Source organism: uncultured Planococcus sp., from assembly GCF_947501725.1.
Taxonomy (GTDB): Bacteria; Bacillota; Bacilli; order Bacillales_A; family Planococcaceae; genus Planococcus; species Planococcus donghaensis_C.
Genome location: NZ_CANMXD010000004.1, coordinates 340,794 through 367,595 on the forward strand (window position 1 = coordinate 340,794; position 26,802 = coordinate 367,595).

A 26,802-nucleotide genomic window follows, 5' to 3' on the forward strand; every position below is an offset into this window, starting at 1 on the left:
CAAACAAAAAGAGCCGTCGCGATGACGGCTCTTTCAAATAGTTTATCGTTGTCCTTTGATATATGGTTTTCCGTTTGCCAGCGGTGCATTTGCACGTCCAATAAATCCTGCGAGTGCAAAGATCGTCAAAACGTAAGGCAAAATCAATAGGAAGACGTTCGGAATCTCTTGGATGTAAGGGATGGATGATCCGACAATACTCAAGGATTGTGCAAACCCGAAGAATAAGGCGGCTCCCATCGCGCCAAGCGGATGCCACTTACCGAAAATCATCGCTGCCAGCGCCATAAAGCCCTGGCCATTGATTGTGGCATGCCCAAAATCATTGGTGATGGTCTGTGCATAGATCGCGCCGCCGATTCCAGCTAACGCCCCGGAAATCATAACTGCGATATAACGCATTCTCGTTACGTTGATCCCCATCGTATCCGCAGCCATCGGGTGTTCACCTACAGCACGCAGGCGCAAGCCGAACGGCGTTTTGTAGATGACGAACCATGCTACAAAGGCAATGGCGATCGCGAAGAACGATGTGTTGTAAACAGAGGTGAAAAATAAAGGACCGATAACCGGTATGTCCGAAAGGAACGGAACATTGTAGCGCGAAAAGCGCTCGGTGATAAAGTCTGTCTGCCCTTTATCGAAAATTCTTTTCACCAGATATAAAGATAGCGCAATCGCCAATAAGTTGATGGCAACACCGGATACCACCTGATCTGCGCGGAATGAAATGGATGCAACAGCATGCAGTAAAGATAACACCAATGCCGCAACCATAGCCGCGATCAATGAGATCCAAGGAGTGGCTGCGCCGAAAGTATCGGCATACAATAAGTTGAACAAAATTCCGACAAATGCACCGATGACCATCAGCCCTTCAAGACCGATGTTGACGACTCCCGACCTTTCCGAGAACACGCCGCCGATGGCTACCAAAATAAGGGGTGCAGCATAGAATATAGCTGAAGGAATGATGAAGTATAGGACGTCAAGGAAACTCATATTACTTCGCCTCCTTCTTCTTAGCTGAAGCACGGAGCAGCAGCAAGCGAATGATGTAGCCTGAAGCTACAAAGAAGATAATAACCGCTATAACGATTTCAACAATCTCAATTGGAATACCCGCAGCATTCGGCATGTTCAAAGCTCCATATTTCAATGAACCGAACAAAGTAGCACCGAAGATGACACCAAGCGGCGTATTCATGCCAAGCAAGGCAACCGCGATCCCGTCAAACCCGATTCCAGTGAATCCGCCTTTGGAAGACACGTATTCAAACGTTCCAAGCGCTTCCATCGCGCCGCCCAATCCGGCGAACGCACCTGAAATGACCATGGCGAGGATGATGTTTTTATTGACGTTCATACCTGCATATTGCGAGGCGTTCTGGTTGAAACCAACTGCTTTCAGTTCAAATCCAAGCGTTGTTTTCTCCAGGATGAACCACATGACACCTACCATGACCAAAGCAATGATGATTCCGAAATGCAGACGCGAAAATTCCGTCAAGTTCTCTAAAAACTCTGAGCGCAGGGAAGCACTTGCAAAAATGCTTTCTGTGCGGTCTCCACCGTCAGAAACGGTCCGGATCAACGCATTCGTTACATGCAAAGCGATATAGTTCATCATGATGGTGACAATTACTTCATGGACATGGAATTTTGCTTTCAAAAGGCCTGGTACAAAGCCCCATAAAGCCCCAGCTACCGCTGCCGCGATGATGGCTAAAGGCAAGTGGATGATTTTCGGCAATTCGACAGCTACTCCGACATACGCCGCAGCAAACCAGCCGACAATCAATTGCCCTTCCACCCCGATATTGAAAAGACCTGAACGGAACGCAAAAGCGACCGCTAGACCAGCTAATAAATAAGGGGTGATTTGGCGAATCGTTTCGCCAATCGTATACATGTCTCCAAAAATTCCGTTCCAAAGAGCGGCATAGCCTTCCACTGGACTATATCCACTGACCAGCATGATGACCGCACCGACCAATAGCCCTAAAATAACGGAAATGATGGGGACCAGAAGATTTGTCGCTCTATTCGACATGCTGATCCTCACCCTTCTTTGTCAAATCCTGCGTTTTTTTGTTGTCAGTATGCCCCGCCATCAGCAAGCCCAATTGCTGTTCGCTGGTGGTTTCCGGTGTCACGATATCCACAATCTCACCATCATGGATAACCGCAATGCGGTCTGAAACGTTCATGACTTCATCCAGTTCAAAAGAAATGAGCAGGACAGCCTTGCCGTTGTCACGCTGTTCAATCAAACGGCTGTGGATGAATTCAATAGCACCAACATCCAAGCCTCTCGTCGGTAATGCTGCAATCAACAGATCTGGATCCCGGTCAACTTCTCTGCCGATGATGGCTTTTTGCTGATTGCCCCCCGATAGTGAACGAGCCAATTCTCCTGGGCCTTGCGTCCGAACATCAAAATCTTTGATGATCTGTAATGCTTTTTCGTTTATTTTGTTGTAATCGATGATGCCAGATTTGGAAATTGGTTTTGTGTAATACGTTTGAAGGGAAATATTATGGCCAACCGGAAAATCCAATACCAGACCATGTTTATGGCGATCCTGCGGAATATGGCCAACTCCAGCTTCCGTCACTTTCCGGGGTTTCATATTGGTGACGTCTTTTCCATTTATAAAAATCGTGCCGCTCTTCACTTTACGGAGGCCGGTTATCGCCTCGATCAATTCGGATTGTCCGTTGCCATCAATTCCTGCGATTCCGACAATTTCACCTTTACGGACGTTCAAATTTAAACTTTTCACTTTCTCGATACCCCGGTAATCCTGGACCACCAGATCTTTAATATCCAAGATTTCTTCACCTGGGAATGCCTGTCCTTTAACCGTGGTGAATTCCACCTGGCGGCCGACCATCAATGACGCAAGGTCGTTCGGATTAGTTTCCGCTGTGATGACTGTGCCGATTCCCTGGCCTTTACGGATGACCGTCACCCGATCAGAAACATCCATGATTTCCTTTAACTTATGTGTAATCAAAATAATGGACTTGCCTTCTGCAATCAACCGTTTCATGATTTGGATCAACTCTGTGATTTCCTGAGGCGTCAATGAAGCCGTCGGCTCGTCAAAAATCAAGATTTCAGCTCCGCGATACAAAGTCTTCAATATTTCTACACGCTGCTGCATCCCCACTGAAATATCTTCAATGATTGCATAAGGATCAACATTCAATCCATACTGCTCAGACAGAGCTTGAACTTTTTTTGCTGCATCCTTTTTATTGGTGATACCATACTTTGTTGGTTCACTGCCCAAAATGATGTTTTCAGTGACCGAAAAGTTTTCGACCAACATGAAATGCTGGTGAACCATCCCGATTCCAAGATCATTGGCGACATTTGGATTGGCAATATCTACTTTCTTGCCACGAACCCGGATTTCTCCGCCTTCCGGCTGGTACAAACCGAATAAGACGTTCATCAATGTCGATTTCCCTGCGCCATTTTCCCCTAATAATGCATGAATTTCTCCCTTTTGCAGCTGCAGTGTAATATTGTCATTGGCGACAAATGTACCGAACTCTTTACGGATATTCAGCATTTCGATTACATACTCCACTATTGTCACTCCCCTAAGAACTGCTGACTTCTTGAAAATTAATTAATACAAGAAAGACTTCTGTTGCCAAAAGCCTTTCGTCTATTAATTTTCAGCCTATAGGCAAAAAAAATCATAAAGACCGGTTAAACCGGTCTTTATGATGACCGTATTAGACTTGCTTTTACTCTACTGTTTCAGGAACAGTGATGTCGCCATCGATAACTTGTTGCTTGTATTCTTCGATTTGCGCCATCTTATCTTCAGGAATTGCTCCACGTGAATCAGCAAGGCCTACACCATCGTCAGATAAACCGTAAGTGATGGTTTCGCCGCCTGGGAATTCGCCTGCCATTGCCTGTTCAGAAATATTGATTACAGCTGTATCTACGCGCTTCAATACTGAAGTCAAGGTAACATTGGCATCGCCGGTTTGACCTTCATCGTATTGGTCAGCATCTACGCCGATAACCCAGATGTTTGCTTCCGGATCTGCTTCTTTACGTTCTTTTGCTTCAGTGAATACTCCGTTTCCAGTACCGCCTGCAGCGTGGAAAATGATATCCGCTCCAGCAGAGTACATACGGTTTGCAGTTGTTTTACCTAATTCCGCTTTATCAAAAGCCCCTGTGTATTGAACATCGACTTCAATTGAATCATCAACAGTCGCAACCCCTTCAAGGAATCCTGCTTCAAAACGCTCGATTACCGGAATTTCCATTCCGCCGACAAATCCGATTTTATTTGTTTCTGTCATTAGAGCTGCTGCTACACCCGCAAGGAATGCGCCTTCCTGCTCTTTAAACAGGACACTTGCAACGTTTGGAGCATCTACTACAGCATCAATGATCGCGATTTGAGCTTCAGGTTGCTGTTCAGCGATTTCAGCTACAGCACCTTCCATCAAGAATCCGATACCGAAAACAACATCAAAATCACGGCGAATCAAGTTGTTCAAGTTCGTGTTGTAATCCGCATCTGACGCAGATTGAAGGTAATCAAAGCCGCCATCGCCTTTTTCAAGGCCATTTTCTTCACCAAATTGCTGGATTCCTTCCCAAGCAGATTGGTTGAAGGATTTATCATCCACACCGCCGACATCTGTAACCATTGCAACAGAGAAATCAGAAGCTTCTTCTGTGCTTTCTCCCCCGCCAGTTTCGCCAGTTGACGTATCTTCTTCGCTTCCGCATGCAGCAAGCATAGTACCAGCAGCAAGCATCAATGATAAACCTAGACCAAATTTACGTTTTGTCAATGTAATAACCCCCAAGGTTTTTTTGATATTAGCAGGAATTTGATGTTTTACACGCGTTTGCGAACCACATGAAAGCTGAATTTATCAGCTCTGAAATAATTCTTTGAATAAAGCACCAATCGATCGTCTTCATCGTAATGGAGCTGTTTTAATACCAGTAATGCTGTTTCCGGTTCACATTCCAGGATTGGAGAAGCATCTTCATGATAGCCGGTCGGATCAATAAATGTCACCGCATAGGCAATATGAATATCCCCTGATTCTTCAATCGCTGTAAAAATGGAACTCTCCTTACGCCCTAAAAAATCTGCAGGCAAATAATCTGAAGGCACCTTGTCGATACAGTAAACGACAGGCTCTCCGTTTGCCGTGCGGACGCGTTCAATAGTAATGACAGTATCATCGGCAGTGCAATGAAAGCGTTTTATATCTTCTTCAGACGAAAGGCTCTCCGACGTGCTCAAATAGATGGCACCGGGTTCCATTCCTGCCTGGCGGATCATGTCGGAAACGCTCGTCAATTGTTCAATCCCTGAAGAAAACAATGGTTTTGAGTTGACGAACGTCCCGACTCCGTGGCGTCTGACGATGATATTATCTTCTTCCAACAACCGAAGCGCTTCTCGTAAAGTCGCCCGGCTGACTCCCAGTGTTTTCGATAATTCGAATTCGGACGGCAACTTCTCTTTTTCTTTGTAGACGCCCGCAGCAATATCCTGTTTCATCCGATCGATCACTTGAAGGTACAAAGCACGATGATCCGATTTAATTGTCATACGATTCACCACCCATGACAGAGATCAGACATCTGATGTAAAACATTCCTACTAATCAAAATTACTATACCACTTATCAGAAATGAAATAAATAGCAATTTGTCGAATTTAGCGAATTTTCGTTTCTTAATAATCTAAAATACTAATCATTTTGTCACAAAAAAACCCCAATTGCTCAATAATCTTCCTGCTTTGGAACTAAGACAGTCCGTGGCTTACTGCCTTCATAAGGTCCAACCACTCCACGCTGCTCCATTTGGTCTATGATCCGGGCAGCCCGCGAATAGCCCACACGGAAGCGGCGTTGTAGCATTGAAACTGATGCTGTCTGCATTTCTGTAACCAACTGCACAGCTTCATCATAAATTTCATCTGTCTCTTCATCAATTTTGGTTTCATCAATTTCGCTTGGAATCATGTCTTCCTGGTATTGCGCTTTCTGCTGTTCGATTACAAAATCGACAATTTTTTCGACCTCTGAGTCGGAAAGAAATGCTCCTTGGACACGAACCGGTTTCGATTGGCCAGCTCCGAGGAATAACATATCCCCGCGGCCCAGTAATTTCTCAGCACCGCCCATATCCAAGATTGTCCGTGAATCGATGGATGATGATACGGCAAAGGAGATACGGGATGGGATATTGGCTTTGATGACGCCTGTAATGACGTTGACACTCGGACGCTGTGTAGCGATGATCAAGTGGATTCCGGCTGCACGGGCCATCTGTGCCAAGCGTGTAATGGCATCTTCGACTTCGTTGGAAGCGACCATCATCAAATCAGCCAATTCATCGACAATCACGACGATAAATGGCAGTTTAGGGTGCTTGTCTTCATTTTCTTCATTGAAGACGCGCACGTACTCATTATAGCCTTCGATATTGCGCGTTCCGGTATGTGAAAACAACTCATATCTTCTTTCCATTTCCGAAACGATTTTCTTCAAAGCCTGTGCCGCTTTGCGCGGATCGGTCACAACCGGCGCCAATAGATGCGGGATGCCGTTATAGACGTTCAGTTCGACCATTTTCGGGTCGATCATCATCATTTTCACTTCATGCGGTTTGGCGCGCATGATGATGCTGGTGATGATGCCGTTGATGCAAACCGATTTCCCGCTGCCTGTCGAACCGGCAACCAGCAGATGCGGCATTTTGTTCAGTTCTGTCATCACTGCCTGGCCAGTCACATCTCTGCCCAGAGCAAACAGCAGCTTGGCATCCGGCCGGTTGTTTTCTTCTGATTCCAGTACTTCACGTAAACTGACGATGGAAACTTCCGTGTTGGGAACTTCGATGCCGATTGCTGACTTCCCTGGAATCGGTGCTTCGATGCGAATATCACGTGCTGCCAATGCCAGTGCCAAGTCGTCATGCAGGCTGACAATTTTACTCACTTTGACACCGGTATCCGGCAGGACTTCATATTTGGTGACAGCTGGGCCTAAATGGACCTGAGTCACTTTTGCTCGAACTCCGAAGCTTTGGAAGGTTTTTTCAAGCTTTTTGGCATTTTTCTGTATGCCTGAATACTCCCCGCTTTGGTCGTGATGCGGCGGCAGCGTCAATAGGCTGAGTGGAGGCAACTGGTATTCTTCATTCTCCAGCTCTTCTGCAGTCGACATCAATTGGATTTCTCCCGTCTCAGCTTCAGCGGCAGGTTCAGGTTTGGCTTCCGCCTGCTTTGGTTTGACGTTTTCAGTAAACGCAGAAATAATCGGCTCTTCCTGCTTCGGCCGGTACAGCAAATCTTCTTCTTCATCTTCTTGTTCATAAGCTAAGGATTCATTAATTTCCAGCACTTGCTCAGGTTCCGACTTCTTGCGGGGAGCGCGCAACTTTTTCGGTTTCTCCCGTTGAAAGCGGCTCATAAGCGAGTCGATCGCCGGACGTGCACTTGGAATCTTCTCCGCAATGAAAGGTGCTGCCGCTTTACCTGTTAAAATAATCGCGCCGATTGACAGGAGGATGATTGCGACAACCCATGTACCGGCTGTATCGAACAATACATGCAATAGCGAATACAGAAAGGCACCGATGATTCCGCCTCCCGTAGCCAAATACGTACTCCAGATCGTACCGGTCATCTGCGTATGGCGGATCGTCTCAGAAATGACATTGGACGATGTGATCGGCAAAATGGAACCTGCTGCCCAGATTAAATGACAGATCAATAGGATTCCAACCAATACAAAGCCCGAGCCGATGGCAACTTTCGCCCTTGGTTTCGGCCAAGCCCGCTTGACCATCACAAAGATGGCTAGGCAAACGAGTGCCAAAGGAATCAGAAAAGCCATATAGCCCGCTGTAAATTCCGCCATATTGTAGAACATCTTGCCGATGACACCCAGTTGGAACACCATCAATACGGATATCCCCAATAGTACCAAGCCAATCACTTCATATGCGAGCATCGGCATCGGTTGTCTTTTCTTATTTTTCGGTTTAGTTTTTGGTTTTGCTTTTGTTCTCGCTTTGGGTTTTGCCTTCGTAGTTGTACGAGCCCTGGTCATAGCTATCCCTCATTTCTTCCATAATCGAAAAAGGATTCCCTCCGAATAACTCGGTATGGAAATCCTTTTGCTTTTTTCTTAGTATTCCATAATAATCGGGATAATCATCGGACGGCGCTTTGTCTGTTGGAACAGGTAGGAATTCAATGTATCGCGAATTTCCTGTTTGATGTTGTTCCATTCGAATGCGTCTCTGGTTACATATTTTTCAACGACCTTGCGGACCAGTCTCGTGGATTCGTCCATCAATTCTTCTGATTCACGGACGTATACAAACCCGCGCGAAATCATTTCAGGACCGGAAGCAATTTTCTTCTCTTTACGGTTGAGCGTAACAACGACGATGAAAATCCCATCCTGTGACAGTAATTTACGGTCACGCAAGACGATATTCCCTACATCCCCGATGCCAATTCCATCAATCAGGACGTTGCCGGCTGTTACACGTCCACTCATCCGGACCTTGCCGCCTTTGTATTCTACAATATCACCTTTATCAGCAATAAAGATTTCAGACTTGTGCAAGCCGACTTGTTGAGCCAATTTAGAGTGGGCAATCAGCATCTTGTATTCGCCTTGAATCGGGATGAAATACTTCGGTTTCATCATGTTCAGCATCATTTTCAAGTCTTCCTGGCTGCCGTGGCCCGAAACGTGGACTTTTTTACTTGAAGTCAAAACGTTCGCTCCTGCTTTTGCCAGTTTGTTCATTGTTTGGAACATTGGAACTTCCATACCGGGTGATGGTGTGAATGTAATCAATACGGTGTCGGTTTCTTTGATTTTAACATCTTTATGCTGCTTGCGGACCATTTTGTCCAGTGCTTCAAGCGGTTCCCCTTGGTTACCCGTAACAATGATGACCACTTCGTCATCGCGGTAGTTTTCCAAGTCTTTCAGGGAAATGACGGTATCCTCATGAACAGTCAAGTAGCCAAGGCGCAAGCCGACTTCATAGCTGCTCTCCAAGCTTCTTCCGGCTACAGCGACTTTTTTGCCTGTCGCTGTTGCAATATCAAATACCTGTTGGATACGGATAAAGTTTGATGAATACAGGGATACCAATACACGGCCTTCTGCAGCAATGAATGCTGACAGAATGTGGTCAGCAACCACAATTTCAGACGTGGTATATCCTGGACGTTCAGCTTCAGTCGAATCAGACAACAGCATCAGTACGCCGTCTTCCCCTAATTTCGCCATTTTCGCGATATCGGGTCTGTAGCTTCCTTTTGCTGATTGATCGAACTTGAATTCTCCTGTATGCACGATGGCGCCTTCTGATGTGTGGAAGACAATCCCAAGTGCGTCAGGAATACTGTGTGTCGTATGGAAGAACGTCACATGCGTTTTATCGAAATTCATGCGGCTCTTATTGGTTACTTCAAAGAATTTGACGTGCTTCAATGAACCCTGTTCTTTAATATGCTCTTTGGCTAACGCAATCGTCAATTTCGATCCGTAAACCGGAGCCTGGATCTTTTTCAATAAATAAGCGATTGAACCGATCGCATCTTCGTGTCCGTGCGTCAAAAAGATCCCTTTGACGCGGTCTTTGTTTTCTTCCAGGAAGGTCATATCCGGAATGACGATATCGACGCCCAGCATCTCATCTTCCGGGAACATCAATCCGCTGTCTACAACAAACAGGTCTTCATCGATTTCCACTACATACATAGCTTTGCCGATTTCGCCGACGCCGCCTAATGGTATTACTCTTATTACTTCATTTTTAATTTTACTCAATTTATTTCCTCCTAAAATTCACCCGTACACATCCATAGAATTCATTATACGGGAATCACCGGAAACAGTCCAAAGAAAAAAATAAACCGGCGCAATGGCCGGTTCATTTCTACGATTGCTGTTCGGGATTAAATGATGTTTTCTTCAATCAATGCTTCTGCAATCTGAACCGAATTCAATGCCGCGCCTTTGACCAGGTTATCCGAAACTACCCATAGGTGGAAGCCGTTTGGATTGTCCAGATCCTGGCGAATACGCCCGACGAATACTTCATCCAGACCTGCTGTCATTAAAGGCATTGGATAAACCTGATTCGACGGATCATCCATCAATTCAACGCCTGGTGCATCTACCATCGCCTGTTTAACCTGTTCGATCGTTGCAGTCCCTTCGAGCTCCACATAGACAGACTCTGAATGCCCTGTGACCACTGGAAGGCGTACACACGTCGCCGCCACTGCCAAAGAATCATCGTGCATTATTTTCTTGGTTTCATTGATCATCTTCATTTCCTCGAATGTATAGCCATTGTCGGTGAATTGATCGATTTGAGGAATGACGTTGAACGCAATCGGATAATGGCGTTCAGCGGATTTGACAGGCAGCATTTTCGCCTCGGCTGCTTTTGCATTTTCAAAGTCGCCTGCCTGTTCTTTCAGTTCATTGATGGCATCAATGCCTGCTCCTGAAACTGCCTGGTACGTGGAGACCACGACTTTCGTTAAGCCGAATTGCTCTTTTAGCGGCTGCAAAGCGCAGACCATCTGGATGGTCGAACAATTCGGATTGGCGATGATTCCTTTATGGAGACTAAGATCACTCTTATTCACTTCAGGTACAACCAATGGCACCTCTTTGTCCATACGGAAGGCACTGGTATTATCGATGACGACTGCACCGCGTTTGACAGCTTCAGGCGCGAATTTTTCTGAAACGCTGCCACCTGCACTGAACAAGGCGATATCGATACCTTCAAAAGACGCTGGCTTCGCTTCTTGGACAGTGTATGTCTTGCCGTTGAATTCAATTTCTTTACCCGCAGATCGGCTTGAGGATAAAAAGACGATGTCTTTTATCGGGAAATTTCGTTTCTCCAATTGCTCCATCATTTGTTGGCCGACTGCCCCTGTTGCTCCCATAATCGCTACATTATATGTTTTCACAATATTCGCTCCTTCTATGATGATTTGAATTATTGTAACATAATTTAGTCTACTAAAGGCATGAAATCACAAAAAAGCTTCCCTAAACTAGGGAAGCTTCTTTCGGACGGATGATCGATACTGCTGGCGACTCTACCAGAATCTCCAATAACGCGACTACTTTTTCAAGTGATACCTTATCGATCTGCGTCAGCACTTCGTCATAAGTCTGGTGCTTGCCGAGCAGCAACTCGTGTCTGCCGTTGCGGCTCATCCGTGCACTGGTGCTTTCAAGCCCAAGCATCAAACTGCCCTTCAACTGCTCTTTGGAATCGGTGATTTCTTCTTCAGTGATGCCGCCATTCTTCAATTCCTTCAGCAAGCTCATGATCACCTGCTGCATTTCAGCCATCTGCTCATCTGAAGTTCCCCCGTATATCGCCAGCGTTCCATGATCGGAATACGCCGAATGATAAGAGAAAACCGAATAGGCCAATCCGCGTTGTTCCCGGATTTCCTGGAACAGCCTCGAAGACATGGAGCCACCGATGATGTTGTTCAAAACGGTGACATTGTAAATATCCGGATCATTCAACGACAGGCCTGGAAATCCAAGGCATAAATGGCCTTGTTCTGTCTCTTTGTTCTTCAATGAGTAGCCCGCTGTAAAAACAGGCAGTTCATATTTTTTAGGGCTCTCTTTCTTCTCAAAATGACCAAATAACGCTTCAATTTCTTCCAAGAGCGCCGGTGTGATATTGCCAGCCACCGACACAACGGTGTTAGCTGGTGTGTAATGCTGATCCATGTATTCACGGATCTTCTCGGGCGTAAAGCTCGCAAGGGTTTCAGCGGTCCCCAGTATCGGGGCGCCGATTGAGTTTTGCGGATACATGACGCGCCAGAGCTGTTCATGCACATCATCATCTGGCATATCTTCTGTCATGCTGATTTCCTCCAGGATAACTTGGCGTTCTTTATCGAATTCCACAGGATCCATCTGCGAATTGAAGAGCATGTCAGCCAACACTGCTACTGCATGCTCTGCATGATGATCCAGAACTTTTGCATAGTAGCAGGTATATTCTTTTGATGTATATGCATTGATATCGCCGCCGATGCGGTCGAATTCCCGGGCGATTTCTTTGGCGGTCCGTGAATCCGTCCCTTTGAAAAGCATATGTTCGATGAAATGGGTGATGCCATTTTCTTCCGGCAATTCATCCCGGGAGCCATTATTGACAAAGACCCCTACCGCAACGGAATGAAAATGGGGGATATGTTCGGAAACGATGCGCAATCCATTTTTGCAAGTCTGTGTAGTCACCATGTGCATGTTCCTCCTTATAGTAAAAAATTGCCGACAAAGTCGGCAATTTTCAATGGTTGGTTATTCTTGATTTTGTTTTTCTTTAGCTTCTTTTTGTTCTTTCAAAACGATCTTACGTGACAAGTTTACACGTCCTTGGCGGTCAATTTCAATTACTTTGACTTCGACGACCTGATCCATCTTCAGAACATCTTCCACTTCTTTCGTCCGTTCTTCCTGGATTTCAGATATATGAAGAAGTCCGTCTTTACCAGGGAACAATTCAACGAATGCCCCGAATTTCTCGATGCGCTTCACTTTGCCTTCGTAATATTCGCCGACTTTTGCTTCACGTACGATGTTTTCGATCATCGCTTTCGCTTTTGCGTTCATCTCTTCATCGACAGATGAAATGAAGATAGTGCCATCTTGTTCTGTATCAATCTTAACGCCTGTTTCATCGATGATTTTGTTGATCACTTTACCGCCAGGTCCGATTACGTCACGGATCTTGTCAGGGTTGATCTTCACCATGATGATTTTCGGTGCATAGGCAGAGAGGGTTGTTCTCGGTTCAGCAATCGTCGCCAGCATCGATTCAAGGATGTGGATACGGCCGATTTGAGCTTGTGTCAACGCCTCTTCCAGGATTTCACGTGAAAGGCCATCGATCTTGATGTCCATTTGTAGAGCTGTTATGCCTTTAGCAGTACCAGCCACTTTAAAGTCCATATCGCCCAGGTGATCTTCCATACCTTGGATATCAGACAACACCGTATAGTTATCGCCTTTTTTCACTAGACCCATTGCAATACCTGCAACCGGAGCTGTCAATGGTACGCCAGCATCCATCATTGCAAGCGTTGACGCACAGATGCTCGCCTGAGAAGTTGAACCGTTCGATTCCAATACTTCCGCAACAAGACGGATGGTGTATGGGAAATCTTTTTCATTTGGAATGACAGCTTCCAATGCGCGCTCACCAAGTGCTCCGTGACCGATTTCACGGCGGCCAGGTCCGCGAAGGAATCCAGTTTCACCTACAGAGAACAACGGGAAGTTGTAATGGTGCATAAAGCGTTTTGTATCTTCGATGCCAAGGCCGTCAATGATTTGAACATCACCTAAAGCGCCAAGTGTACAAATGCTCATTGCCTGCGTTTGCCCACGCGTGAACAAACCTGAACCGTGAGTACGGTTTAAAATGCCGACTTCAGAAGACAATGGACGGATTTCAGAAGGTCCACGGCCATCCGGACGGATTTTTTCGTCAGTGATCAAGCGGCGGACTTCATCTTTGACCATTTTATCAAGAATCTGGCCAGCTTGTTTTTTCACCGCATCGTCTGATTCTTCATACGAAGCCATAGCACGAGCCTTAACTTCATCAATAGCTTCATTGCGTGCTTGTTTTTCATTGATTTGGACAGCTGCATTCAATTCAGCTTCTACCGCTTCTTTAAGTGAGCTTGTCAGGTCGGCATCCAATTCATATAGCTGGATATCGGTTTTGTCTTTGCCGACTTCCGCAGCAATCTGCTCTTGGAAAGCGATCAATTTCTTGATTTCTTCGTGGCCGAACATGATCGCTTCTAGAATGATTTCTTCAGAAACTTCCTTCGCTCCTGCTTCCACCATATTGATGGCATCTTTTGTTCCGGCAACCGTCAAGTTGATCGAGCTTTTTTCAAGCTGATCATTTGTCGGATTGATGATGTATTGTCCGTCGATCAAGCCGACGATCACTCCAGCAATCGGTCCGCCGAAAGGAATATCAGAAATCATCAAAGCTAGAGAAGAACCGAACATTGCAGCCATTTCTGACGGGCAATCCTGATCTACTGACATGACCATTGAAATGACCTGAACTTCATTACGGAAGCCATCCGGGAATAAGGGACGGATCGGACGGTCGATCAAACGGCTTGTCAAGGTCGCTTTTTCAGAAGGGCGTCCTTCACGTTTGATGAATCCGCCAGGGATTTTACCTACTGCATAAAGACGCTCTTCGTAGTTTACAGTCAGTGGGAAGAAATCCAATGGTTTCGGAGTTTTTGAAGCGGTTGCAGTTGAAAGAACTGCTGTATCGCCATAACGGATCAATGCTGCTCCGTTTGCTTGTTTTGCCAATTGGCCGACCTCAACCTGTAATTCACGGCCTGCCCAATCAAGTGTGTAGACTTTTTTTGTTTGCCCCATAATATCGAGCTCCTCTCTCTTACCTTGTTTCTATATACTATATGTATCCAATAGTAGTGTATCAAAAAAGCATCCGGTATGCGATGCGATAGATTAAAGTTTTATCCATAAAGAAAAAGCGGGACGAATCCCGCTTTTACTGTTTGCTATTAACGGCGTAGGCCAAGTCTTGCGATTAATTCGCGGTAGCGAGCTACTTCGTTTTCACGTAAGTATTTCAGCAAGTTACGACGGCGTCCAACCATTTTGAATAGACCACGACGTGAGTGATGATCTTTTTTGTGAGTACGTAAGTGCTCATTCAAATTGTTGATGTCTTCTGTAAGAATGGCGATTTGAATTTCTGCAGACCCAGTATCTGTGTCGTGCACTTTGTATTCATTGATCAATTCATTTTTACGTTCTTGTGTGATTGCCATACTGTTTCCACCTCCTAATTTCTGATATCCCCAATTACCGAGCAAACGTTGGTGATTCGATTTGCCAAGCAACGGTTAGTACATTCAGTACTCATAAATAATAGCATAAGGATTTTTTAAAATCAACTGCACCGTCTAATTAATGCCTGCGAAAAATTGCTCAGCGGTCTCTTTGTCCCGCTGAATCTGAGCCTTCAGTTCATCGATTCCCGAAAATTTCTGTTCATCCCGAATCCGCTCATGCCATTCAACTTCCACCATTTCCCCATAGATTGATTTGTCAAAATCGAGGATATGGACTTCAATGACTTGTTTTTTCACATCCGGGTTATTGAAGGTCGGCTTGTAGCCGATGTTGCAGACACCATTATAAACCTGTCCCTGCACTTGGATTTTCACCGCATAGACACCGCGGCTCGGAACGACCGCACCAAGCTCAGGTTCAACATTGGCTGTTGGGAAACCGATCGTGCGCCCTCGCTTATCGCCATTCACGACTGTACCCAACACGCGGAATGGGCGCCCCAGCAGATGGCAAACCTCTTCAACTGCACCGTGCTTCAATAACTCACGAATGCGCGTCGAACTGATTTTTTCATTTCCGTCTTCCAGCTTATCAACCACGCTGACGCCATATTGGCCTTCTCCAACCTGTTTCATCAATGTCATATCGCCTTTGCCTTTACTGCCGAACGAAAAATCAAAGCCAGCTGTGACATGCACCACGTTGAGGCCTATAATGAAAAACTTGATGAACTCTTCAGGCGTCAGTTTGGCGAATTCTGAAGTGAAACGGACGATAAAGCAATAATCGACGCCCATATCTTCCAGGATTTCCATCTTCTGCTGCATCGGCGTAATATAAAAGACTTCTTCTTTTCTGCCGCCGAGCACCAGGGAAGGATGCGGATCGAAGGTCATGACCGCTGACTTGACGCCTTTTTGTTTGGCCTGTTTGATCGCTGCTCCAATAACGCTCTGATGCCCTTTATGTACCCCATCGAAAAAACCGAGCGCCAATGACAACGGGCCAGTTTCGAAATCGGGTTTAACGTGAATCGGATAACTTAAATGGATAATTTTCATGTTACACCTCGTCAGCTGTCGGAAAACCGAACATTTTTTCAGGTTTCATCTTGTCCGCTTTTTCAGGATGGTCTTTATAGAGTGCTACAGGAATTCCCTGAACCGTCAAAACCACAAACCCTATTTGATCGAGGATGGCATGACGCGCCAAAACCTGACCATTTTTCACAGCAAAAATCTGTTTAGCCTCGATTTCCATAAATGGAAACGCACTTAACCCATAGCTGAGCGGTTTCAAAATGTCACCGATATCTCCATTTTGAGCAAGTTCGGCCACTTCGGCAAGTGTAACGCAATCTTTTTGGCTGAATTTCCCGGATTCTGTCCGCGTCAGTCTCGACATATGCGCAGGATATCCCAAGGCTTGACCGATTTGCACTGCCAGTGTCCGGATATAAGTTCCTTTGCCGCAGCGGATGCGGATATTGAATTTAATCTCCTGCCCCTTCCATTGCTGATCGTCATCCAATAGTTCAATGGAGTCAATGCGAACTATACGTTCGGGCCGCTCAACAGCAATTCCCTGGCGTGCATATTCATAAAGCTTTTTACCGTTCACTTTGACTGCAGAATACATCGGCGGAATCTGTTTGATGTTGCCTGTCAGCCCTATCAGGACCTCAGCCACTTGGTTACGTGTAATAAGCTTCTCAGACGCATCCGTATCCACTGTCTCGCCCGTCGCATCTTCCGTTTCAGTGGAATAGCCGATTGTCACTTCAGCTTCATAGGTTTTGCCCTGGTCGGTGATGTACTCCGCTACTTTTGTCGTGTTGCCGATGCAGATCGGCAGGACCCCGTCCACTTCGGGATCCAATGTTCCCGTATGTCCAACCTTTTTCGTCTGAAGAATTTTTCTCAGTTTGAAGACGCAGTCGTGAGAAGTCATTCCTTTTTCTTTCCATAAAGGCAGAATTCCATTCAATGCCATATGCCCCAACTCCTTTGTTTGATGCAAAAAAAAGCCCGCTATCTAAAATAGACAGCAGGCTCTTTTTAATCTTCTTTTGGTTCTTGGATATCACGCAATAAGGTATCGATCCGATTGCCGTACGCAACCGATGAATCGATTTCAAATGACAACTCAGGAGTTTTACGAAGACGGATCCGCTGTCCAATTTCAGAACGGATAAATCCTTTTGACTTCGTCAACCCAAGCAATGTCTGCTCTTTTGCATAGTCTTCGCCTAAAACGCTGATATATACAGTTGCCTGTTGGAGATCTCCTGTAACTTCAACGTCTGTTACAGTGACAAATCCGATACGTGGATCTTTCAGTTTTCGGCTGATGATATCGCTAAGCTCTTTTTTCATCTGCTCAGCTACACGATTCGCGCGCATTGTCATTGCTAATCCACCTCGTTCTTACAAATATTCTTTTTCAATCTCCAAGCATTCCCAAGCAGGATTGCTTTCCAAATAGTAGAGGACCTGCGCCATTTCCTTATCTGCCACTTCTTTAGATGAAGAAACGATGACAAAAGCGATGCGGGTCCGCTGCCAAACATTCTGGTGGTCAATCTCTGCTGCGGAAACATTGAATTTCTGTCTGCTGCGGGTCAGCATGCTTTTCACCACTGCCCGCTTATCTTTTAACGAATGTGCCGTTGGAATGAAGAATTCGCATTCCATGTACAGGATCATTTGCGTACGATTTCTTCCATAACGTAAGCTTCGATGATATCCATTTCTTTCACATCATTGAAGTTTTTGATAGTGATACCGCATTCGTAGCCTTTTGCTACTTCTTTTGCGTCGTCTTTAAAGCGTTTCAAGGTATCAATTTCACCTTCGAATACAACAATACCTTCACGGATGACACGAACGCCACTGTCTCGCGTGATTTTGCCTTCAGTTACATAGCTGCCGGCAATTGTTCCGACTTTAGAAACTTTGAATGTGCTGCGGATTTCAGCTTGGCCGATGATTTTTTCTTCAAACTCGGGATCAAGCAATCCCTTCATCGCAAATTCAATTTCTTCGATCACTTTATAGATGATGCGGTGCAGACGGATGTCTACGCCTTCTGCATCAGCAGCGCGTTTTGCGTTTGCATCAGGACGGACGTTGAAACCGATGACGATGGCATTTGATGCAGCTGCCAATGATACATCGGACTCTGTAATAGCGCCAGCGCCTGTATGGATGACTTTCACGTTGACGCCTTCCACATCGATCTTAAGAAGAGATGCAGCCATTGCTTCAACTGCTCCTTGAACGTCTGCTTTGACGATCAAGTTCAATTCCTTCATCTCGCCTTGTTTCAATTGATCGAACAGATTATCAAGCGTTACCCGTGTTTTTTCAGAACGCTGTACTTGTAGCGCTGAAGTTGCACGTGTTTCTCCAACCTGGCGAGCTGTTTTCTCATCTTCAAAGACAACAAAGCGGTCTCCTGCTTGTGGTACATCATTCAACCCGGTAATTTCTACTGGTGTTGATGGTCCCGCTTCTTTGACGCGGCGTCCAATATCAGAAACCATGGCACGAACACGGCCAAATGTATTTCCGACAACAATCGGATCTCCGACTTTCAACGTGCCATCTTGAACAAGTAGTGTAGCTACTGAACCACGGCCTTTATCAAGCTCAGCTTCAATAACTGTACCGATTGCACGGCGCGCAGGATTTGCTTTCAATTCACCGACTTCTGATACCAGTAGGATCATTTCAAGCAATGAATCGATGCCGTCTCCATTCAATGCGGAAATCGGAACGAAAATCGTGTCGCCGCCCCAAGCTTCCGCTACTAGTCCGTGCTCAGTCAATTCCTGCATAACGCGGTCAGGATTTGCGCTTGGCTTATCCATTTTGTTGACTGCGATGATGATTGGAACTTCTGCCGCTTTGGCATGGTTGATTGCTTCAACCGTTTGTGGCATAACACCGTCATCTGCTGCAACAACAATAATCGCAAGGTCAGTCACTTTTGCTCCGCGGGCACGCATCGTCGTAAAGGCAGCGTGGCCAGGAGTATCAAGGAACGTGATTTTCTTGCCGTTGTCGTCAACAACCTGATAAGCACCGATATGCTGTGTGATTCCGCCTGCTTCTCCAGCAGTCACTTTCGTGTGGCGGATCGAATCAAGCAAAGTCGTTTTACCATGGTCAACGTGCCCCATGATCGTAACTACCGGCGGACGCTCTTGATTTAGGCTTTCGTCTTCAGGTTCAAAGTAAACTTCAAGATCCGTTTTATCCACTAAGATCTCTTCTTCCACTTCAACCTCATACTCAGCACAGATCAATTCAATTGCATCTTTATCCAACTCTTGGTTGATGGTAGCCATTACACCAAGCATGAATAATTTTTTGATGATTTCAGAAGGCTCGCGCCCTAATTTTTTTGCAAGCTCAGCTACTGTCAATGACTCACTGAAAGTGATTTTAGCCGGCAGTTCTTTCTCTTTTTTAGGCATTGGCGGCAACGGATTGACCGGTTGCTGCTGCTTTCCTTTGCGGTTGCGGTTTTGGAAGCCATTACGGTTTCCGCCGCCTGGACGTCCAGAAGAACGCTGTCCAGGTCCTGCTGTCGGTTTAGCTGCCTTCGGTGTAAAATTCGATCCTGATTTTGCCGGTGCAGTCGGTCGTTGGCCATTCCCTTGTGAACGGGATTGCCCTTGACTCGGTGCTGCCGCTGGGCGGGATTGGCTTTGTCCTGTTGGACGCGACTGGCCGCCTTGCGGACGTGACTGTCCTTGTCCTGATGGACGCGACTGGCCGCCTTGCGGACGGGATTGTCCCTGTCCTGATGGACGCGACTGACTGCCTTGTGGACGGGATTGTCCTTGGCTAGATGGACGTGATGGCGCTTGTGGGCGTTGCCCAGCTGATGCATTTTTGTAGATGCTGTCTAATTTAGATACAGCATTATCTTCTAATGTAGCCATATGGTTTTGCACGGTAATATTGTGTTTAGACAACTCATTGATAATCTCTTTACTTGGCTTGTCTACCTTCTTAGCATATTCATGTACTCGAATTTTGGTCATCTGCTCGCCCCCGATTAATTTCTTCATATAAGCTGGTTATCTTTTTTGCAAATCCTTTATCTGTGATTGCAATAACTACCCGCTCTTCTTTGCCTATCGCATGTCCCAACTCAAAACGGGATCCGAAGACATGGAGATCCACTCCATACGACTTGCATTTGTCCTGCAATTTCTTACTGGTGTTTTCTGAAGCGTCTTCAGAAAGTATCACTAATTTCGCTTTGCCTTTTCGAACTTCGTTTACGGTCATTTCTTCACCTGAAATGGTCATTCTTGCACGTGTGGCCAATCCAAGTAATTGAAGAATTTTCTGTTTGGTCATTATTTCAACTGCTCTCTGAGAACGACGCGAATTAACTCATCATAGATTTCGTCTGGAATCTTGACTTCCAATTGCTTGTCGAGCACTTTCTTTTTCCGGGCAGCCGCGATGGCATCTTCCGATTTCGAAAGGTATGCGCCGCGTCCAGATTTCTTGCCTGTCAAATCGACGGTTACTTCGCCTTCTTTTGAACGGACAACACGGATCAATTCTTTTTTAGGATGCATCTCGCCTGTAGCTACACACTTCCGTAATGGAATCTTCTTTTGCAGAGCCAACGGACATCACCTTTTCTACATTATTCTTTTTCTTCGTAAAAATCAAAATCGTCCAGTTCTTCACCGGATTCCACTAATTCGATATCAGCGTTCGGGTTTGGGTAAATCCCAAGTTCACGAGCATCGGTTTCACTCTTGATATCGATTTTCCAGCCAGTTAATTTCGCTGCCAAACGAGCATTTTGTCCGCGTTTGCCGATTGCAAGAGATAATTGATAATCAGGAACGACTACAGTAGTCGATTTTGCTTCTTCGTTTACTTGTACATCCAATACTTTGGACGGGCTAAGCGCGTTTGCTACAAAGACAACCGGCTCTTCTGACCATTCCACAATATCGATTTTTTCTCCGCTTAATTCGTTGACGATTGTCTGAACACGTCCACCCTTGGATCCAACACATGAGCCGACGGGATCGATATCATCACGGTGCGCGAAAACAGAGATTTTTGAACGGTCTCCGGCTTCGCGTGCAATTGACTTGATCTCAACGATGCCATCGTAGATTTCAGGCACTTCATTTTCAAATAAACGGCGAAGCAATCCTGGATGTGTGCGCGAAACGAATACTTGCGGTCCGCGTGTCGTACGCTCCACTTTCGTGATATACACTTTGATGCGGTCATGCGGCTTATAATGTTCGTTTGGCATTTGCTCTGTCTGTGGCAACACAGCTTCAACTTTACCCAGTCCAACATACAGATTGCGTGCGTCCATACGCTCAACAATGCCGTTGACGATGTCGTCAGCACGATCTACGAACTCTTCGAAGATCAAGCCGCGTTCAGCTTCACGGACACGCTGTGTGACTACTTGTTTTGCCGTCTGAGCAGCAATGCGTCCGAAATTGCGGGGCGTCACTTCTTCTTCCACGACATCTCCAAGCTCGTAGGCCGGATTGATGACTTTGGCGTCTTCCAACGAAATATGAAGGCGTTCATCTTCAACTTCCTCGACAACATCTTTACGGGAATAAACCAGCATTGTCCCCGTATTCAAGTTCAAATCTACACGGACATTCTGTGCTTGGTTAAAATTCCGTTTGTATGCAGTTACCAAAGCTGCTTCAATCGCTTCAATCAGGACTTCACGTGAAATCCCTTTTTGTTTCTCCAATACTTCAAAAGCATCCAATAACTCACTGCTCATATTATTCACTCCCAGGTTCTTCAATCAGGTTTAACAGAAAAATCAATGGCTAAACGAATCACTGCTATTTTTTCTTTTGCAATAGTAATTATTTTTCTGCGTGTTTTGATCTTGATTTCAATTTCCACTTGTTCATCGTCATAAGACTTAAGATAACCTTCAAACTCTTTTGCATCTTCAACCGGTTCATAGGTCTTGATGTAAATAAACTTACCCATAGCCTTTTCGAAATCTTTTTCCTTCTTCAATGGACGTTCTGCCCCTGGGGAAGAAACTTCCAGGAAATAGTTTTGTTCAATCGGATCTAATTGATCCAGGATTTCACTTAACTTTTCACTTACCAAAGCGCATTGATCAATATCAATAGGTGCTTCAGGATTGTCTACATATACCCGTAAAAACCAGTTGCGGCCCTCTTTCAGGAATTCCACATCTACTAGTTCCAGTGATAACTCACTGGTGATGGGCTGTGCTATCTTCTCGATTTGTTCTGTAATTTTGCTCATACATGCCTCCCGCCAATTTTATGCCATAACAAACAGAAAAGAGCGGGAGAACCCACTCTTCTGCGACAGAGCTATCAGTAAATGTTACTACAATAATACCACAAACGGCGCCGTGGTGCAACTGGCTAGAACAGGGACAGCTGGTTAGCGTCAGGCATCCCTTCCAGGCAACCGTGATCATCCATATATTCGATGATTGTTTTCGAAACCCGGCCACGCTGCTGCAGATCTTCTTTGGAGAGGAATTCCCCATGCTCACGGGCAGCAACAATCGATTTCGCCGCATTGGTCCCCAGTCCTGGAATGGCATTGAACGGCGGAATCAAGCTTTTTCCGTCAATGATGAATTGATCTGCAGATGATTTATACAGATCCACCTTCTGGAAAGTATAGCCGCGTTCCACCATTTCAAGCGTCAATTCCATAACCGTCAATAGGTTCTTCTCTTTTGTTGATGCTTCCAAACCTTTAGAGTTGATGTCATCAATTACAGCACGGATCGAGTGTGATCCTTTAGCCATGGCATTAACATCAAAATCCTCTGCACGAACTGTAAAGTACGCTGCATAATAAAGAACCGGAAAATGCACTTTAAAGTAAGCGATCCGCACAGCCATCAAGACATAGGCTGCGGCGTGGGCTTTCGGGAACATATACTTGATTTTCTTGCAAGATTCGATGTACCAGTTCGGCACGCCTTCTTTTTTCATGGCTTCTTCAAATTCCGGTGTCAACCCTTTACCTTTACGGACAGACTCCATAATCTTAAATGCCAATGAAGATTCAAGTCCCTGATAGATCAGGTAGACCATGATATCATCCCGACATCCGATTACATCCGACAATTGGCAGGTCCCGTTTTGGATCAGTTCCTGCGCATTGCTCAACCACACATCCGTACCGTGGGACAGTCCGGAAATCTGGACCAGCTCAGAGAAGGTGTTCGGTTTCGTCTCCTCCAACATCTGGCGCACAAAGCGCGTACCGAATTCCGGAATTCCAAGCGTGCCTGTTTTACAGCCGATCTGCTCTTTGGTCACACCAAGCGATTCTGGACCGGCGAAGATTTTCATCACTTCCGGATCATCTGTAGGGATGGTCTTCGGATCGATGCCGGACAGATCCTGAAGCATGCGGATCACCGTCGGATCATCATGTCCGAGTATATCCAGCTTCAATAAGTTATCGTGGATAGAATGGAAATCAAAATGCGTCGTCTTCCATTCCGAATCCTGGGCATCAGCCGGGAATTGAATCGGCGTGAAATCATAGATGTCCATGTAATCTGGGACAACGATAATCCCCCCAGGATGCTGTCCAGTACTGCGCTTGACTCCCGAACAACCTTGCACAAGGCGGTCGATTTCTGCCCCCCGTAAGGTCATCTCGCGGTCGTTGGCATAGCCCCGGACATAGCCATAAGCTGTTTTTTCCGCTACTGTACCGATCGTACCTGCGCGGAAAACATTATCTTCTCCGAATAATTCCTTCGTGTAATTATGGGCTACTGCCTGATATTCACCACTGAAGTTCAAATCGATATCGGGAACTTTATCTCCTTTAAATCCTAAAAACGTTTCAAATGGAATATCTTGCCCTTCTTTTTGATACGGAATATCACAATCCGGACAATTCTTATCCTTCAAATCGAATCCCGAACTGACTGAACCGTCATCAAAGAACTCCGATTTCTTACATTTACTGCAAATGTAATGCGGCGGCAATGGATTGACTTCAGTGATTTCAGTCAATGTCGCAACCAGCGAGGAACCTACCGACCCTCGGGACCCTACCAAGTAACCATCGTCCAGTGATTTCTTCACGAGTTTGTGCGAAATTAGATAAATAACCGCAAATCCGTGCCCGATGATGGATTTCAATTCTTTTTCGATACGGGCTTCCACAATTTCAGGCAATGGAGTGCCATAAATCTGGGCTGCCATATTATAGCTCAATTCGCGGACCTCTTCATCAGCGCCTTCAATTTTTGGTGTATACAATTCATCTTTAATCGGCTTGACGACATCGATCATCTCGGAAATCTTAACGGAATTCTCAACCACCAGTTCATGCGCTGTTTCAGCCCCAAGAAAGTCAAAGGCGTCCAGCATTTCATTGGTCGTCCTGAAATGTACTTTCGGCAGTTTCTGGCGGTTCAGTGGATTAGCTCCGCCTTGGGAACCGATCAGCACCTGCCGGAAGATGGCATCCGTTTCGTCCAGGTAATGGACGTTTCCTGTGGCAACCAAAGGAATTTCCAATTTACGGCTGACTTTCACCAGTTTACGGATGATGTCCTCTAAATTCCATTCATCACGGATCATTTCCCGTTCAATCAGATGTGAGTAGACCTCTTTCGGATGAACTTCCATATAATCATAGAATTGAGCCATCTTTTCGACTTCTTCCATTGACTTTTGCATCACTGCTTCAAAAACTTCGCCTTTATCGCAGCCCGAGCCGACCAGCAGCCCTTTCCGATGCCTTTGCAGCAACGAACGCGGAATTCGGGGTACCCGGTAGAAATAATCGATGTGAGAAGCCGACACCAATTTGAAGAGGTTTTTCAAGCCTTCATCATTTTGCGCCAACAAAGTGCAGTGCGTCGGCCGGGACCGTTTATAAGCGTCGCCGCTTCCGACATAATCATTGAGCTGATCGTGGTAGAGAATGCCTTTTTGATCAGCTTCTTTTAATAGATGCGTCAATAGATACGAAGTTGCTTCGGTATCGTAGATCGCCCGGTGATGCTGGGTCAGTTCGATCCCGAACTTCTTGGCCAATGTATTCAATCGGTGATTTTTCAGTTCTGGATGAAGCATGCGCGCGAGTTCCAATGTATCGATCGTGGCATGCTTCTTATCAATGCCGAATTTCTTATAGCAGACATACAAGAAGCCCATATCGAATGAAGCGTTATGGGCGACCATTATATGATCTCCTGCCCACTCGTGGTATTTGCGGATTACGTCTTCCACTTCCGGCGCATTCTTGACCATGTCATCCGTGATGCCCGTCAAATCGATCGTCGTCGACGACAGCTCATGGTGCGGGTTGGCAAAACTCTCAAACTTATCGATGATCTGTCCACCTTTGATCTTTACTGCAGCGAGCTCGATGATCGTATCGTAAACGGCAGATAGGCCTGTCGTCTCCAAGTCAAAAACCACAAAAGTTTCATCTTCCAGTAAAGCATGGCGCTCCTCATAAGCAATCGGCACTCCATCATCGACTAAATTCGCTTCCAGCCCAAAAATCGCTTTGATGCCATGTTTTTTGCTGGCAGCATATGCATCCGGAAAGGATTGCACACCGGCATGATCCGTAATGGCGATGGCTGGATGTCCCCATTTGGCCGCTTGGCTGACCAGTGACTCAACAGATGAAACTGCATCCATTTGGCTCATTGGCGTATGCAGATGCAATTCGACGCGTTTTTCTTCTGCCGTGTCCCGTCGAAGTACGGGATTGATTTCAACCATATCCTGTGCCATCATCACCAAGTCACGGACAAAGGTGTCAGTTTGGATCGAGCCGCGCGCTTTCAGCCACATGCCTTTTTTGGCATTGGCCATCAATTCGGCATCTTCCTTGTCACGCGAGAACATCTTAACTAGAATCGAATCGGTATAGTCTGTGATTTTTACTGTCAACAAGGAACGGCCGCTCCGTAGCTCTCTTACTTCGGCATCAAACACATAGCCTTCAATCGTCACTCTGCGTTCTTCATCCACAATGGATTTAATTTCAACGATATTTTCATCCGGCTTGATGGCCGTACCCATTTGGAATGGACCGGATGGAGTACCGTTCTCTTTGCGGTTCGTCTCACGTTTCTTCATATCGGACAAGGCTTTATTCGCCATTTCCGCTTCTTCACGCAGGCGTTCCGCCATGAACGCTTCATGTGCCGCTTCCTGGTTTTCATCTGACAGCTGGAAATCGATGGCGACATGCGGAAAGCCGAACTGATGATAAACTCCTGCTAATTTTTCGCTGTATTTTGACTTCAGCGCCATCATTTCGTGTTCATGGTTGCATTTCAATAACAGCTTATTGCCATTCCAGACAGGCGCCTGTGACAATAACCGCTCACGCAATGGAGGCGCCATGTCCGCCAGTTCTTCGACAGCGTATCTCCAATAAGATAATACAAGGTCTTCCTGCACGGTTTCCTGCGCCGCCTCAATGTTCAATTGAATTGAAGCGATGGGGGAAAACGTGCTATAAAGTCGTTCTTTTAATAATAGGTACAAATCGACCGGCAGGATATTCTTCAGTTTCACAAGAAATTTCCACGACCGCTCTTTTTTATGGACGGTCATCCGTGTCAGTTCAGCCTCTTCGAAAAAGGGCATATGTACATCGTCCGTTAAGTCGAGATGCTGAAGCAGCAATTTGAATCGCATCTTGGAGTCTTGCTGGTTTGTCATAATTATCCCCTTCGTGGTAGTGATTTAAAAAAGCGCAAGTGCTTATCATTCTTGACGCTTATAGCTATAGAAACGAGCAGAAAAAGAAAGGAAAG

At 45.8% G+C, this 26,802-nt stretch carries 21 protein-coding genes; all 21 read right to left on the bottom strand.

Annotated features, from left to right (window positions below; all coding sequences use genetic code 11):
• Nucleotides 1-42 precede the first annotated feature (42 nt).
• The 21 genes from Q0785_RS08310 to Q0785_RS08410 all read right to left on the bottom strand — a co-directional run bounded on the left by Q0785_RS08310 (nucleotide 43) and on the right by Q0785_RS08410 (nucleotide 26,707).
• The gene (locus Q0785_RS08310; RefSeq protein WP_298828395.1) at nucleotides 43-1,002 is read right to left on the bottom strand and encodes an ABC transporter permease; all 960 of its coding nucleotides are present in this window, start codon (nucleotides 1,000-1,002) and stop codon (nucleotides 43-45) included.
• A 1-nt stretch (nucleotide 1,003) separates the two neighbouring features.
• A complete protein-coding gene (locus tag Q0785_RS08315; RefSeq protein ID WP_223633144.1) occupies nucleotides 1,004-2,053 on the bottom strand; it encodes an ABC transporter permease in 1,050 nt (349 codons plus the stop codon).
• Nucleotides 2,043-3,602 carry an ABC transporter ATP-binding protein gene (locus Q0785_RS08320; RefSeq protein ID WP_298828403.1) on the bottom strand — a complete coding sequence of 520 codons (1,560 nt, stop codon included), beginning with the start codon at nucleotides 3,600-3,602 and terminating at the stop codon, nucleotides 2,043-2,045. The genes Q0785_RS08315 and Q0785_RS08320 overlap by 11 nt, the downstream gene beginning before the upstream one ends.
• A gap of 163 nt (nucleotides 3,603-3,765) precedes the next feature.
• Entirely contained in the window at nucleotides 3,766-4,839 is a 1,074-nt protein-coding gene (locus Q0785_RS08325) for a BMP family protein (protein ID WP_298828406.1), read from the bottom strand.
• Nucleotides 4,840-4,886: 47 nt separating this feature from the next.
• Nucleotides 4,887-5,615, bottom strand: coding sequence for a GntR family transcriptional regulator (locus tag Q0785_RS08330; protein WP_223633153.1), 729 nt, complete (start codon nucleotides 5,613-5,615; stop codon nucleotides 4,887-4,889).
• 175 nt (nucleotides 5,616-5,790) lie between these two features.
• Complete coding sequence (locus Q0785_RS08335) at nucleotides 5,791-8,127, bottom strand: DNA translocase FtsK (RefSeq protein WP_298828414.1); 2,337 nt, start codon at nucleotides 8,125-8,127, stop codon at nucleotides 5,791-5,793.
• A gap of 78 nt (nucleotides 8,128-8,205) precedes the next feature.
• Nucleotides 8,206-9,873 carry a ribonuclease J gene (locus Q0785_RS08340; RefSeq protein ID WP_298828419.1) on the bottom strand — a complete coding sequence of 556 codons (1,668 nt, stop codon included), beginning with the start codon at nucleotides 9,871-9,873 and terminating at the stop codon, nucleotides 8,206-8,208.
• A gap of 128 nt (nucleotides 9,874-10,001) precedes the next feature.
• Complete coding sequence (locus Q0785_RS08345; RefSeq protein ID WP_298828541.1) at nucleotides 10,002-11,039, bottom strand: aspartate-semialdehyde dehydrogenase; 1,038 nt, start codon at nucleotides 11,037-11,039, stop codon at nucleotides 10,002-10,004.
• Between the two features lie 79 nt (nucleotides 11,040-11,118).
• Complete coding sequence (locus Q0785_RS08350) at nucleotides 11,119-12,345, bottom strand: pitrilysin family protein (RefSeq protein ID WP_298828422.1); 1,227 nt, start codon at nucleotides 12,343-12,345, stop codon at nucleotides 11,119-11,121.
• Between the two features lie 60 nt (nucleotides 12,346-12,405).
• Nucleotides 12,406-14,523: a polyribonucleotide nucleotidyltransferase gene (gene pnp / locus Q0785_RS08355; protein WP_298828426.1), complete on the bottom strand. Its 2,118-nt coding sequence runs from the start codon at nucleotides 14,521-14,523 to the stop codon at nucleotides 12,406-12,408.
• A gap of 149 nt (nucleotides 14,524-14,672) precedes the next feature.
• The gene (gene rpsO, locus Q0785_RS08360; protein WP_142826542.1) at nucleotides 14,673-14,942 is read right to left on the bottom strand and encodes a 30S ribosomal protein S15; all 270 of its coding nucleotides are present in this window, start codon (nucleotides 14,940-14,942) and stop codon (nucleotides 14,673-14,675) included.
• 135 nt (nucleotides 14,943-15,077) lie between these two features.
• Nucleotides 15,078-16,028 (bottom strand): riboflavin biosynthesis protein RibF, encoded by a 951-nt coding sequence (gene ribF / locus Q0785_RS08365; RefSeq protein ID WP_298828430.1) that lies wholly within the window; start codon nucleotides 16,026-16,028, stop codon nucleotides 15,078-15,080.
• Between the two features lies 1 nt (nucleotide 16,029).
• Complete coding sequence (truB, locus tag Q0785_RS08370; protein ID WP_298828433.1) at nucleotides 16,030-16,959, bottom strand: tRNA pseudouridine(55) synthase TruB; 930 nt, start codon at nucleotides 16,957-16,959, stop codon at nucleotides 16,030-16,032.
• A gap of 65 nt (nucleotides 16,960-17,024) precedes the next feature.
• Nucleotides 17,025-17,375: a 30S ribosome-binding factor RbfA gene (rbfA, locus tag Q0785_RS08375; protein ID WP_215099824.1), complete on the bottom strand. Its 351-nt coding sequence runs from the start codon at nucleotides 17,373-17,375 to the stop codon at nucleotides 17,025-17,027.
• Nucleotides 17,376-17,393: 18 nt separating this feature from the next.
• Nucleotides 17,394-17,672 (bottom strand): DUF503 domain-containing protein, encoded by a 279-nt coding sequence (locus Q0785_RS08380; protein ID WP_142826546.1) that lies wholly within the window; start codon nucleotides 17,670-17,672, stop codon nucleotides 17,394-17,396.
• Nucleotides 17,669-20,020: a translation initiation factor IF-2 gene (gene infB / locus Q0785_RS08385; RefSeq protein WP_298828438.1), complete on the bottom strand. Its 2,352-nt coding sequence runs from the start codon at nucleotides 20,018-20,020 to the stop codon at nucleotides 17,669-17,671. The genes Q0785_RS08380 and infB overlap by 4 nt, the downstream gene beginning before the upstream one ends.
• Nucleotides 19,998-20,342: a YlxQ family RNA-binding protein gene (locus Q0785_RS08390; protein ID WP_223633191.1), complete on the bottom strand. Its 345-nt coding sequence runs from the start codon at nucleotides 20,340-20,342 to the stop codon at nucleotides 19,998-20,000. Before Q0785_RS08390 ends, infB begins: the two co-directional genes overlap by 23 nt.
• Nucleotides 20,342-20,620, bottom strand: a complete 279-nt coding sequence (locus tag Q0785_RS08395; protein ID WP_298828446.1) for a YlxR family protein — start codon at nucleotides 20,618-20,620, stop codon at nucleotides 20,342-20,344. Before Q0785_RS08395 ends, Q0785_RS08390 begins: the two co-directional genes overlap by 1 nt.
• A gap of 20 nt (nucleotides 20,621-20,640) precedes the next feature.
• Entirely contained in the window at nucleotides 20,641-21,768 is a 1,128-nt protein-coding gene (gene nusA / locus Q0785_RS08400; RefSeq protein WP_223633209.1) for a transcription termination factor NusA, read from the bottom strand.
• A gap of 20 nt (nucleotides 21,769-21,788) precedes the next feature.
• Complete coding sequence (gene rimP / locus Q0785_RS08405) at nucleotides 21,789-22,274, bottom strand: ribosome maturation factor RimP (RefSeq protein ID WP_223633212.1); 486 nt, start codon at nucleotides 22,272-22,274, stop codon at nucleotides 21,789-21,791.
• Between the two features lie 125 nt (nucleotides 22,275-22,399).
• A complete protein-coding gene (locus Q0785_RS08410; RefSeq protein WP_298828453.1) occupies nucleotides 22,400-26,707 on the bottom strand; it encodes a PolC-type DNA polymerase III in 4,308 nt (1,435 codons plus the stop codon).
• Nucleotides 26,708-26,802 lie beyond the last annotated feature (95 nt).

What these genes read in the sequence shown, in the direction of transcription:
- Q0785_RS08315 (WP_223633144.1), bottom strand. Translation starts at nt 2,053, where the DNA reads ATGTCGAATAGAGCGACAAATCTTCTGGTCCCCATCATTTCCGTTATT.
- Q0785_RS08310 (WP_298828395.1), bottom strand. Translation starts at nt 1,002, where the DNA reads ATGAGTTTCCTTGACGTCCTATACTTCATCATTCCTTCAGCTATATTC.
- rbfA (WP_215099824.1), bottom strand. Translation starts at nt 17,375, where the DNA reads ATGACAATGCGCGCGAATCGTGTAGCTGAGCAGATGAAAAAAGAGCTT.
- rpsO (WP_142826542.1), bottom strand. Translation starts at nt 14,942, where the DNA reads ATGGCAATCACACAAGAACGTAAAAATGAATTGATCAATGAATACAAA.
- Q0785_RS08330 (WP_223633153.1), bottom strand. Translation starts at nt 5,615, where the DNA reads ATGACAATTAAATCGGATCATCGTGCTTTGTACCTTCAAGTGATCGAT.
- truB (WP_298828433.1), bottom strand. Translation starts at nt 16,959, where the DNA reads ATGGCATTGAATGGAATTCTGCCTTTATGGAAAGAAAAAGGAATGACT.
- Q0785_RS08410 (WP_298828453.1), bottom strand. Translation starts at nt 26,707, where the DNA reads ATGACAAACCAGCAAGACTCCAAGATGCGATTCAAATTGCTGCTTCAG.
- nusA (WP_223633209.1), bottom strand. Translation starts at nt 21,768, where the DNA reads ATGAGCAGTGAGTTATTGGATGCTTTTGAAGTATTGGAGAAACAAAAA.
- rimP (WP_223633212.1), bottom strand. Translation starts at nt 22,274, where the DNA reads ATGAGCAAAATTACAGAACAAATCGAGAAGATAGCACAGCCCATCACC.
- Q0785_RS08335 (WP_298828414.1), bottom strand. Translation starts at nt 8,127, where the DNA reads ATGACCAGGGCTCGTACAACTACGAAGGCAAAACCCAAAGCGAGAACA.
- Q0785_RS08390 (WP_223633191.1), bottom strand. Translation starts at nt 20,342, where the DNA reads ATGACCAAACAGAAAATTCTTCAATTACTTGGATTGGCCACACGTGCA.
- Q0785_RS08350 (WP_298828422.1), bottom strand. Translation starts at nt 12,345, where the DNA reads ATGGTGACTACACAGACTTGCAAAAATGGATTGCGCATCGTTTCCGAA.
- infB (WP_298828438.1), bottom strand. Translation starts at nt 20,020, where the DNA reads ATGACCAAAATTCGAGTACATGAATATGCTAAGAAGGTAGACAAGCCA.
- Q0785_RS08380 (WP_142826546.1), bottom strand. Translation starts at nt 17,672, where the DNA reads ATGATCCTGTACATGGAATGCGAATTCTTCATTCCAACGGCACATTCG.
- ribF (WP_298828430.1), bottom strand. Translation starts at nt 16,028, where the DNA reads ATGAAAATTATCCATTTAAGTTATCCGATTCACGTTAAACCCGATTTC.
- pnp (WP_298828426.1), bottom strand. Translation starts at nt 14,523, where the DNA reads ATGGGGCAAACAAAAAAAGTCTACACACTTGATTGGGCAGGCCGTGAA.